Consider the following 11392-nt stretch of genomic DNA (forward strand, 5'->3'; position numbering starts at 1 on the left):
AAAACCTTATATTATACCATAAAAAAATTATGCAAGAGGTCTATTGAGAAAAAAGCCAAAACCTCCCTTATACCATAAAAAAATTATGCAAGAGGTCTAGTATGCCGATATTTTCTAGGTGTAGATAGCCTTGAATAGAGGTTCCTTCTAGGTTCAAAAATTTGTCAAGTATCATAAGTAAAATACTCTCGTTTTTGGGTATTCTATCAAATCTTAACTCTATTGTCTATCTTTTGGTATTAACCCGTTTGTGCCTCAAGTTTCTCCCTCTATAGATTTCAGCCACTTTTAGTTGTATACGCTCTCAGCGAATTTTATTTTCAATTAATTATTCGCATAACAAATCTCAAAGAGCCTATATTGATAAGGAAACGATGCAATTTCATCACGATAAACACCATGCAGCCTACGTTAATAATCTCAACCTGACAGTGGCAAAATATCCAGAATTGCAGAAAAAAACAGTAGTAGAATTAATTAAAAATCTTGACTCTTTACCCGCCGATATTCCCACCTCTGTCCGCAATAATGGCGGCGGCGATCTTAATCATACGATGTTTTGGCAGATTATGTCCCCCGATGGCGGTGGCGAACCAAAAGGAGAAATAGGGGCGGCAATAATCGCTAAATTTGGCAGTTTCGAGGAATTTAAAAACGCTTTCAACCAAGCAGATACTAAACTTTTTGGTAGTGGTTGGACATGGTTGGTTTTAAATAAGTCAGGACAACTAGAAATTACCAGCACTGCTAACCAAGATAGCCCACTAATGAAGGGATTACAGCCAATTATGGGCAATGATGTCCTGGAACACGCCTATTACTTAAAATACTGTAATCAACGGGCTGAGTATGTGAACTACTCTCAAGGTCGTTGAGAGCTTCCCGCTTCAATGGGATGCGCTTTCTACCTCGAAAGATAGCAAGTCTTACCTTCCCGACCCAGGCAGGAGTCCTAGTTCCTAAGACCCATACTTTTTCTGGCAACACGACCCGTCGAAGCTCGGTTATCGCTTAAGCAATAGTGGTCAAGATCCGTTTGTTATAGCATCGGTTTTTGAGAATTGTCTATATACAAAGTCAGCATTCATGACGGGAACCCTGGGGCGAATTACTTCGCCCCTTTAAAAGCCCCGTCCCATGGCACTAAGCGCAAGGGACTTCTGCTGACATTCAGTTAAAAGAGTGGTGGAATGTGGTTAACTGGGAGGAGGTAAATCGCCGCTATCTTCAGGCAAAAGCTTAACGATGACAACTTTTACGGTTACAGTTCCCGCTACCACTGCTAATATTGGGCCCGGCTTCGATTGTCTCGGAGCGGCCTTAACCCTATATAATCAGTTTACTTTTACCCTGCTGCCAGCAACAACAGCTAACCCTGTCAGCATTAGTGTCAAGGGAACTGAATCAGCTAAAGTTAGCCAAGGTGCTGATAATTTAATCTACACTTCTTTTTTGCAAGTTTATCAAAAAATAGGACAGAATCCGCCCCCTATCGCCATCGAGATCGGTTTAGGGGTTCCTCTGGCTAGAGGTTTAGGTAGTTCTGCCACTGCTATTATCGGCGGGTTAGTGGCCGCTAATCAATGCGCCGGAAATCCTTTATCTATGGGGGAAATCGCAGCATTAGCGATCGCATTGGAGGGACATCCAGATAATGTGGTGCCGGCTTTGCGGGGCAACTGTCAGCTATCGGCAGGTGATAGCACAAATTGGGCTATTTGTCAAGTATTTTGGCAAAAAAATCTCATTCCCGTCCTAGCGATTCCCGATTTTGAACTGGCTACGGAAAAAGCTAGGGCTGTTTTACCCGAAAAAATTAGCCGTCAGGAGGCAATTTTCAATATTTCCCGCTTGGGTTTATTATTGCGGGGATTGGAGACGGGTAACGGCGATTGGCTGAGAATTGCCCTAGAGGATAAACTGCATCAACCCTATCGCCAATCTTTGATCCCGGGTTACGAAAAGGTCAAAAAAGCCGCCATTAACGCGGGTGCTTACGGGATGGTAATTAGTGGCGCAGGTCCCACCCTATTAGCTTTAACTAACCCCGACAATGCCCAAAAAACAGCAACAGAGATGAAAAATGCTTGGCAGCAAGTGGGGATTAACTCTGAGGTGAAAATTTTAGCTTTAGATACCCTAGGGGCGCAAGTAAACTGTTAAGCATCCAATTTACTTGTTAAGAGTCCATGGCAGAGTGGTTGGGGTGTGGGGAAGCGGGGAGATGGGGAAGTGGGGGAATGGGGAAGTGGGGGAATTTTAACTAAAACCCTAAACCCCCAAAACCCTAAAACCCCAAAACCTTCCAACTCTCCAGAAACTTAACTCAGGCTGAGGAAGCCTCAACCAGTTGAAAGCCAAGGGATTGCGCCTTTTTCGAGAGATTGTTGATGACCCGTTGACGATACTGTTGTTCGTAATCATCTGCTCCCAGTTCTTGATAGGATTGTTTGGTCGTCCACAGATGATAAAAAATCCGCGCTATTTTATGTGCCGTAGCCGTAATCGCCTTGGCCGCACCAGCGCGGCGATAAAGACGACGATAAAAAGCCCCCAAAGCGCAACTAGAACGACTGACTGCTTGAGCGGCTAATCTAAAGGCCGTGGCGGCTCGATTGACAACTTTACGAGTTTGTGAGCTTTTGACTTTTCCGCTCCCGCCGCCTTGGCATTGATGATGTTTAACTTCTGGTCACTACTTTGGGTTTTTGAAGACTTGTTTCGGGATTTGGTCATGGCTTTCTTGGCTCCGAGTTATGATCGGGGAAGTACCCTTGTTCTAGGAAGGGTTTTTTATTTGATTCTCGACCACGGGTTCAAGAGTTAATCCTCGTCTCGCCAATTCTTTTTTCCTCTTTCCTAGGGACCTAGCTGATAATCGGGTCTCATGACACCATTGTTACTCCGGTTTGAGTTCAGGATACTTCCAGATTTAGAATATCAGGGCTTGTCCCTAGTTTCTCTTTTTCTTTTTAGGGCGCTTTGCGTCCTTCAGGAGCTGATCACTGATTCCCGTCTCCTGACTGCCAAAAACGTTACTATAAAAATAAATATAAATAATTGTTAAGAAAATGACGCAAATTACCGTTATTGGTGCAGGGATTGGCGGACTAACGGCGGCGGCATTATTGGCGCGTCGAGGTTATCAAGTCACAGTATATGATCAGGCGCTTGTCCCCGGAGGTTGCGCCTCGACTTTTTCCCGTCGGGGTTTTACTTTTGACGTGGGGGCAACTCAAGTGGCAGGATTAGAAGTAGGGGGCATTCATCAGCGCATTTTTGCCGAATTAGGGATAGATTTACCTGATTCTGTCCCCTGCGATCCCGCTTGTGCCGTTTTTCTGCCGGGGGAAACCACTGCGATTAACGTCTGGCGCGATCCGCAAAAGTGGCAAGAGGAAAGACAAAAACAATTTCCGGGCAGCGAACCTTTTTGGCAATTATTACAAAAACTCTTTCAAGCAAGTTGGCGTTTTCAAAGTCGCGATCCAGTTTTACCCCCGCGCAACTGGTGGGATTTAGGGCAATTAATCTCCGCTTTGCGTGTAGATACTGCCATTACCTTCCCTTTTACTTTGATGACTGTGGGCGATGCTCTGCGATTATACGGCTTAGAGAGGGATAAACGCCTAAAAACCTTCCTTGATCTCCAGTTAAAGCTTTATTCCCAAGTTACTGCCGATGAAACCGCTTTACTTTATGCCGCCACCGCTTTAGCAGTTTCTCAGTCTCCCCAAGGTTTATCCCACCTTCAGGGTAGTATGCAGGTATTAAGCGATCGCCTAGTAACAGCTTTGGAAAAATACGGCGGTAAATTGCAAATGCGCCACACAGTGGAAAAAATACTGACAGAAAAGGGAAAAGCCACGGGAATTATCGTCAGAAATCAAAAAAATGGTCAAATACATCCAGAAATGGCCGATGAGATTGTCGCTAATATCCCGATCCAAAATTTACCACAATTAATCGATCGCGACGCTATTCCCAGTCTTTATCACCAGAGAATCGAAAAACTTCCCCCCGCATCCGGTGCTTTTGTGGTTTACTTAGGAGTCGATCTCGCTGCTATTCCCCCCGATTGTCCCCCCCATTTGCAATTCCTCTACGATGACGATGGCATGATCGGCGAAAATAACTCTTTGTTTGTTTCCGTGAGTAAAGAAGGGGATGGTCGCGCTCCAGTGGGAAAAGCGACGATTATTGCTTCTTCCTTCACCGATACCAGTCTTTGGTGGCGAAAAGGAGAAGATAATTATCAGCAATTAAAAGCAGCATACACCCAAGAGGCGATCAATCGTCTCGGTAATTATTTCCATCTTAGTCCTGATCACATCGTTCACATCGAATCAGCTACACCTCGCACTTTTGAACGGTTTACAGGGCGAAATCAGGGCATTGTCGGCGGTATTGGTCAAAGACTGTCCACTTTTGGCCCTTTTGGCGTAGCGACGCGCACTCCGATCCCCCATCTTTGGTTAGTGGGAGATTCCACCCATCCGGGAGAAGGTACTGCCGGAGTCAGCTATTCGGCACTAACGGTAGTTAGACAGATTGAAAATAAATTATTAGCTTCTAGTTAAGTGGGTGGGTGGAATTAAATCCGACATTCCGCACATCTTCATATACCTTTATATATTTTTACATTCCCCAAGATGTTTTGACGAAAAAGCTTCATTGTAGAAACTACTATTGAGAACATTTTCAATAATTGATTTTTTCTGAGAAAACAAATTACAATTCTTCACCTTGATGAAAATCGATCCTTGTAGCTACAATCTTTACTGGCAAAGGGTTGTAAGCAATGTATTAGTAAAAATTATCAATTGAATGTTAAGAAGTGCGGAAGGTGGGTTGTAATTATTCTGTACAAAGATGAGAGGATTTTTCGTACCTGCTCTGATACTCTGGTTTTTATTCACCTTTAATGAGAGGAAATAACCTAGTGAAGCTCAATGCCCTTAATTCTTTAGCTTTCGCCACAGGGACAGTAACTCTACTGTTAAGTAGCGTGTCTTCTGTTAGTGCTTATACCATTTATACAAATCGGACTGCCTGGGAAGCGGCACTCGCCACGAACCCCTCGTACAAGATTACCACCGATACCTTTAGCAATACTATTTCTTCGGCACAGTCAATTACCCTAGATTCAGGGATTGTTTCCACTAATTCCGCTCCTCCCACACTGCCTAATTCGTTTAATAACAACAGTGTCAGCATCGTCAATCCTGGTGTTTACGATAATGCTTCCGGTACACTTACGGGTGCTTCTGATACCATAACCTGGCAGTTTCCTGCTACCGTGTTGGCTTTTGGTGCTGACTTTTCCCGCATTGATGAGTTAACTCTTACTGGCAATTTCGATGGCACAGGAGACCAAACTATTTCTATCAATCCTACAATTGGTGGAGAGAATGGGTTTCTCGGTATTATCGGGACAGCAGAATTTAGTTCTGTTATCTTTGCCAATAATACAACAGCTGTCGATAGTTTTAGTATTGACAATGCTTCTTTTGCTACCAAAGTTCCTGAACCCAATGCGGTTGTTGCTTTCGCCATACTTGGGGGTAGTCTGTTCTTAATTAAGAAAGCCAAGGGCAGCTGACTGGCTGATAATCAGTAATCAGTGAAAAGATGGCAAGAAACTGCTATTTAATACTGCACACTTACCACATACTGCTCACTTAAAACTCAAATCTGTTAACTGTTAACTTACCCACTGATAACTGATAACTGATAACTGATAACTGTTATAAAGCGCCGGCTGCCGTGCGATCGAGTATTCCCGCTCCTAGATGAGAGGTAATATTAATTGCTTGTAGGACCGGTTGAGAGTCAACCCCTTTGGGATAATCGATAACACTAACCGCACCATTTCCCTGTTTAATATTCCAGAAATTGGCGGGTTTTAAACCCAATAAATAACAAAGAATCACCTTATTAATGGCATCGTGGGCCACTACCATAATTGTTTTGGGTTGATCGCTATTACTATAGGTTTTAACGATTTGCCGCCAACAAGCGATCGCTCGATCCCAAACCTCTTGTAAATTCTCCCCTTCCGGCATTTGTACGGTTTCCGGGGCATTTTTCCAGTCTTCTAACATCCCGGGGAAACTCGCTTCAATTTCCTCCTCTAATTTGCCTTCCCAAAGTCCGTGACAGATTTCCGTCAGATCCCCTTGGGTATCTAAGGTGACATCGGGGTGATATTGCAGGATAATTTGGGCAGTTTCCTTGGGACGGGACAAAGGACTGGTGACAGCGTGATCGATCGCCGTTTCTCGCAGAAATTCGGCGGCTTTCTCAGCTTGAGCTTTGCCATTATCATTGAGAGGAATATCGCGCACACCTTGAAAACGTTTATCCCGATTCCATTGGGTTTCTCCGTGACGCACCAGCAGCAGCCTCGAACCTTGGAAAGGAGGACGCGGTGGGGGTAAAGCTATCCCTAGGTGTGCCGTTTGATTGAGGGATTCCACCTGGACAGGATCACCAAAATTACCCGTAAAATTGAGAACATTAACGCAACAGTTAGATTGTTGTAGGGAATGGTATAAGGAAACCGGAATACCGATAGCACTGAGGATTAAACAGCGATTAATGCCGTTATGGGCAACAATGAGGATAGTTTGGCCCTCGTGTTGGGGAATAATTTCTCGCCAAAAATCTTGGGCTTGTTGATAGAGAGAGAGAACGGGATAATGTTCTTGACCATCGGGCAGTATCATCTTAAATTCGTGAGGTTTTTGGTGCCAATCCCGATATTCTTGAGGGTATTGAGCTTTTACCTCCTCTTTGACCATATTTTCCCAGATAGGCAGATCGATTTCTAGTAACTGCGAAGTGGGTTGAATGACGGGAGAATTATTTAAACGAGACTGAATCACCTCAGCAGTAGATTTGGCTCTTTGGAGAGGACTACAGTAAAAAGCGGCGATATCGATTTGACTGAGGGCATTTCCTACTTTTTCCGCATCCAGATGGCCTTTTTCCGTCAAAACCGAGCCATCACTGCGACCTTGTATTTTCTGCTCTGCGTTATAACTGCTTTGTCCATGACGAACAATAATCACACGGGTAGCCAAGCGGTTCAGTCTCCTTAACTAAAAGTCTCAATATCAGATTACAGGCGATCGGGATCGGAGTACAAATCAGTGATCAGTGATCAGTAATCAGTGTAGCGCATTTGTACTAAAATATCGCCTACAGTTTCAAGGCAGCACAGAATATCAAAACTTCCTGACATAACAATCTTTTTGGGATCAAGGGTTTGGCGGTTTTGTCAAGAAACCATGACAATGTACTTGGTGAAAATCGGAATCTTGCTGTTTAATAGGTATTTATAACAAGCGATTCCCTTGATCCCCATCGAGTGGATCTCTCGTTCACACAGCAATCGATGAGTAGTTAGAAGGGTTAACCAGATCACTGCTTTTGCAAATGCTCAAAAACATTTGCCGTCGTAACTAATCGGAGAGTGTCAACTCATGGTCCCAGAATACCCACCCTTAGATGAGATGACCTTGCGGCAACTGCGACGAGTTGCCAGTCAATACAGCATCTCTCGTTACAGTCGGATGCGGAAAACGCAATTAATCGAGGCAATTACCCAAGCTATGGGAGTAAGCGGCAATTTTAAATCTACTATTAAAGAGGAAAAACCAGTGGAAGCAGCAAAATTTGAATTAGGTCAAGCTAACCCGATCGAAGATATCCTAGGTTCGGTGGATGATGGTTTAGGAGATCTGCCCGGTGGCTACGGTGAAAATCGCATTACCCTCCTACCTCGCGATCCTCAGTGGGCCTATGCTTACTGGGATATCCCCAACGAATCAAAAGAAGATCTACGTCGTCAAGGGGGACAACAGTTAGCCCTGCGTCTTTATGATGTCACCGATATAGATCTCAATAGCCAAGGCGCGCATAGCGTCCAGGAATATCTCTGTGATGAATTGGCCCGGGAATGGTATTTACCGATTCCAGTCAGCGATCGAGATTATGTTATCGATATCGGTTATCGTTGTGCTGATGGTCGTTGGTTAGTTTTGGCCCGTTCTCCTTTAGTGCGGATTCCTCCCGTCTATCCTTCCGACTGGATTGAAGATGTTTTTGTCACCGTTAACTGGGAAGAAGAACTGGTGGGCAAAACTGTTTACGAACTCGTCCCCCCCAGCAAACGCTACGGCAGCAGCGCCGGAACCACGGGAACTAGCCCCATCTACGACCAAATTTTCGAGAGTGTCGGCGATATCGAGGCCCTACGGGTGGCCGGTTCCTTGTTTGGTTCCATGCAGCACGTCGCCGGTTCCGTACCGATGTCGGAAGTGATCAGTTCTTATGTATTCCCCTCCGGGGTTGGTATGTGGGCAGTTCCCACGGTATCGGGACTAACCGCTTCCGGTATCGGCATAACTGCTTCCGGTATCGGTATGGGTGCTTCGGAAACCCTACAACGTCCGCGCAAATTCTGGTTAGTTGCCGATGCAGAATTAATCGTCTATGGTGCTACGGAACCCGATGCCACCGTAACTATCGGTGGTCGTCCGATTAAACTCAATCCCGATGGCACTTTCCGCTATCAGATGTCCTTCCAAGATGGTTTAATCGATTATCCGATTATGGCCGTGGCCGCCGATGGTGAACAAAATCGTTCTATCCACATGAAATTTACCCGGGAAACCCCCTCTCGCAATACCAACACTAAAGATGAGGCGGTTCTAGAATGGTTATTCTAGATCGGGTTTTCTAACGTTACCAAAGCCAACCTAATTACTTCCCCCTAACTGAGATTTAGTTAGGGGATTTTTTTCGAGAAGTTAACGGCAAGCTACCGAGGGGGTTGCTTGCCGCTATCAACTTCTATTCCCAAATCTGACAGCTTAGATCGCCCGATTTTTGGGAAAGACGCAGATTTTCACCGTAATCGACGGGAACATCGATCACCGTAGGCACCTCTTGCCGGAAAGCCTCCTCTAGTGTCGGGATCAAATCCTGAGTAGATTCCACCCGATAGCCTTTTAATCCCATACTTTCGGCAAATTTAACAAAATCGGGATTACCAAACTTAATAAAAGAAGATGTCCCAAAATAGTTTAACTGCTTCCATTCGATTAAACCGTAACCGCCATCATTAAAGATGAGAGTGACGAAGGGAGTTCCCACCCGCAAAGCTGTCTCCAATTCCTGACAATTCATCATAAAACCGCCGTCCCCCGTCACCGCCACAATGCGCTTATTGGGATAAACTAACTTAGCGGCGATCGCACCAGGGATAGCAATACCCATAGCGGCGAAACCGTTAGAAATAATGCAAGTATTGGGACAATCGGAGTGATACTGGCGCGCCATCCACATTTTATGAGCGCCCACGTCACAAATAGCGATATCTTCCGGTCCCATCACCTGACGCAGATCGTAGATCAATTTTTGTGGCTTGATCGGAAAACCCGTATCATTGGCATAGGTTTCGTAATCGGCCCGAATTTCCGTCTTTAATCCCGCGGTGACAGGAGTTGGTTTATTCTGGCGATCGGCCCGTTTGAGGATATCGATGAGAGAATCGGTGATATCACCCACCACTTCCACCACCGGGGCATAACTGCTGTCAATTTCCGCCGGAGTCATGCCGATGTGAATAATCGGTAATTTCCCGTCTGGATTCCATTTTTTCGGGGAATACTCGATTAAATCGTAACCAACAGCGATAATTAAATCACTGCGCTCGAAGGCACAACTAATCAAATCCCGTTGCTGTAATCCTACCGCCCAAAGAGCCAGAGGATGGGTATAGGGAATCACCCCCTTACCCATAAAAGTGTTAGCCACAGGGATATTCAAGGCCGTGGCGAATTCCGTTAAAGCCTCACTAGCATTAGCGCGAATTGCCCCATTTCCCGCCAAAATCAAGGGATTTTTCGCTTTAGAAATCACCGCCGCCGCCATGTTCAAAGTCCGGTAGGAAGCGTAAACTTTTTCCTGACTATCGAGGGGCAAGGGATGACCATCGGCAGCCATAGCGGCGATATTTTCGGGAAGATCAATATGAACTGCCCCCGGTTTCTCACTTTGGGCGGTTTTAAAGGCTCTCCGTACCACTTCTGGGGTGATACCCGGCCGCACGATTTGTTTATTCCATTTCGTCACCGGGGCGAACATGGCCACCAGATCCAGGTATTGATGGGATTCAATGTGCATCCGATCGGTTCCCACCTGGCCGGTGATGGCCACTAAGGGCGCCCCATCGAGGTTAGCATCGGCTACCCCTGTCATCAGGTTAGTCGCCCCCGGTCCTAAAGTGGAGAGACAAACCCCCGCTTTTCCCGTCAAGCGTCCATAGACATCGGCCATAAAAGCCGCGCCCTGTTCGTGACGGGTGGTGATAAATTTGATCGAGGAGTTTTTCAGGGCTTCCAAAACATCGAGGTTTTCTTCCCCGGGTAGCCCAAAAATATACTCGACCCCTTCATTCTCTAGACATTTAACTAGAAGTTCGGCTGTGTTTAATTCCCCCATAGTTCCCTCCTGTAGAGCTTACTTCATCAGTAAAGTCTCTAGAGATAGTTCATCCCGGCGGATTGAGGTTGTTGCGCTCAACTCGTCGGGATGATATCAGTAGACTATATGTACCAATGTAGCTGACTAAAATTTTGTTTAAGTCTATCCATATACCATTGTGACTTAGATCTTGACCCTTGGCAGATTATTTATTAGCACAATTGGGGAGAATTTTTTTTAGGCCGTTAATTCTTCGGCAGCGTGGGCTAGTTGGGCGGCGACTTTGGCTAGATAGGGACGACTTAACCACCAGATAAAGGGGGACAGCCAACCCCGCAGAGTGACAGAATAGGAAATATAACTACCACAGAGGGTTGATTCCACTTGGTAGGTCATTTTCTGTTCCATGCCCGGGATAGCGAGAACTCTGAGGCTGAGGAGTTCCCCGGGGCGGACATTTTCCACGAAAACCCGGATAGGAATGGGAGTCAGACGGGTGACAGCTTGATAGATTAACCCTGGTTTAGCGATTAAACCCAAGGGAACATCAGCCTTGGCGATCAAAGGATGCCAAGAGACATCGGCCACATTGATTAATTTTTGCCAGAGGACATCGACGGGGGCGGTACTGACCACCCGATAGGTTTTGTAGAGTGAAAACTTACAGAATAGTCTGCCTTTGGCCGCTACAATCCTTAAGGAAAAATTGAGAATCACCGATTGCCTCCCGCAAAAATAATCTAGGGAATCTTCTATTTTGACATACCCCACGCCGTAAACGGACGTGGATTCTTCTCGCATCACTGCTGTGAATTTCTGGCTCAACGAGTCCACTTGAATTAGATTCCTGGCGAAATCCCACCCAGAGGTGGTTCTCTCCTCAGACTTTCGCGACCTT

8 protein-coding genes and 1 pseudogene are annotated in these 11392 nt (G+C 45.7%); 5 read left to right on the forward strand and 4 right to left on the reverse strand.

Annotation, left to right across the window (positions count from 1 at the left end):
* Window positions 1–353 precede the first annotated feature (353 nt).
* Together PX636_RS15280 and thrB are read left to right on the forward strand one after the other, a co-directional pair.
* Window positions 354–854: pseudogene (locus tag PX636_RS15280) on the forward strand (superoxide dismutase); the annotation flags it as partial.
* A gap of 391 nt (window positions 855–1245) precedes the next feature.
* Window positions 1246–2163 (forward strand): homoserine kinase, encoded by a 918-nt coding sequence (gene thrB / locus PX636_RS15285; protein WP_002798768.1) that lies wholly within the window; start codon window positions 1246–1248, stop codon window positions 2161–2163.
* Between the two features lie 163 nt (window positions 2164–2326).
* Here the strand turns inward: thrB and PX636_RS15290 are convergent, their stop codons facing one another.
* Window positions 2327–2557, reverse strand: a complete 231-nt coding sequence (locus PX636_RS15290) for a hypothetical protein (protein ID WP_012264209.1) — start codon at window positions 2555–2557, stop codon at window positions 2327–2329.
* 514 nt (window positions 2558–3071) lie between these two features.
* Here PX636_RS15290 and crtD point away from each other — a divergent pair.
* Both crtD and PX636_RS15300 read left to right on the forward strand, forming a co-directional pair.
* On the forward strand, window positions 3072–4580 hold the full coding sequence (gene crtD / locus PX636_RS15295; protein WP_288117725.1) for a C-3',4' desaturase CrtD: 1509 nt from the start codon (window positions 3072–3074) through the stop codon (window positions 4578–4580).
* Window positions 4581–4924: 344 nt separating this feature from the next.
* A complete protein-coding gene (locus tag PX636_RS15300) occupies window positions 4925–5602 on the forward strand; it encodes a PEP-CTERM sorting domain-containing protein (RefSeq protein WP_353853483.1) in 678 nt (225 codons plus the stop codon).
* 145 nt (window positions 5603–5747) lie between these two features.
* On the opposite strand, the gene PX636_RS15305 is transcribed toward PX636_RS15300, so the two are convergent.
* The gene (locus PX636_RS15305) at window positions 5748–7085 is read right to left on the reverse strand and encodes a histidine phosphatase family protein (protein ID WP_288117727.1); all 1338 of its coding nucleotides are present in this window, start codon (window positions 7083–7085) and stop codon (window positions 5748–5750) included.
* Between the two features lie 402 nt (window positions 7086–7487).
* On the opposite strand from PX636_RS15305, the gene PX636_RS15310 reads away from it, so the two are divergent.
* Complete coding sequence (locus PX636_RS15310; protein WP_004163037.1) at window positions 7488–8735, forward strand: DUF4912 domain-containing protein; 1248 nt, start codon at window positions 7488–7490, stop codon at window positions 8733–8735.
* A 124-nt stretch (window positions 8736–8859) separates the two neighbouring features.
* Here PX636_RS15310 and PX636_RS15315 read toward each other — a convergent pair whose 3' ends face one another.
* Together PX636_RS15315 and PX636_RS15320 are read right to left on the reverse strand one after the other, a co-directional pair.
* Window positions 8860–10512: an acetolactate synthase large subunit gene (locus tag PX636_RS15315; protein ID WP_002759883.1), complete on the reverse strand. Its 1653-nt coding sequence runs from the start codon at window positions 10510–10512 to the stop codon at window positions 8860–8862.
* A gap of 219 nt (window positions 10513–10731) precedes the next feature.
* A complete protein-coding gene (locus tag PX636_RS15320; protein ID WP_041804515.1) occupies window positions 10732–11211 on the reverse strand; it encodes a hypothetical protein in 480 nt (159 codons plus the stop codon).
* Window positions 11212–11392: the final 181 nt, after the last annotated feature.

It is taken from the genome of Microcystis sp. M53598_WE2, from assembly GCF_030067735.1.
Taxonomy (GTDB): Bacteria; Cyanobacteriota; Cyanobacteriia; order Cyanobacteriales; family Microcystaceae; genus Microcystis; species Microcystis aeruginosa.

Bases quoted from the DNA above. Each gene is read 5' to 3' on its own strand.
- thrB (WP_002798768.1), top strand. From the start codon at position 1,246: ATGACAACTTTTACGGTTACAGTTCCCGCTACCACTGCTAATATTGGG.
- crtD (WP_288117725.1), top strand. From the start codon at position 3,072: ATGACGCAAATTACCGTTATTGGTGCAGGGATTGGCGGACTAACGGCG.
- PX636_RS15300 (WP_353853483.1), top strand. From the start codon at position 4,925: ATGAGAGGAAATAACCTAGTGAAGCTCAATGCCCTTAATTCTTTAGCT.
- PX636_RS15310 (WP_004163037.1), top strand. From the start codon at position 7,488: ATGGTCCCAGAATACCCACCCTTAGATGAGATGACCTTGCGGCAACTG.
- PX636_RS15315 (WP_002759883.1), bottom strand. From the start codon at position 10,512: ATGGGGGAATTAAACACAGCCGAACTTCTAGTTAAATGTCTAGAGAAT.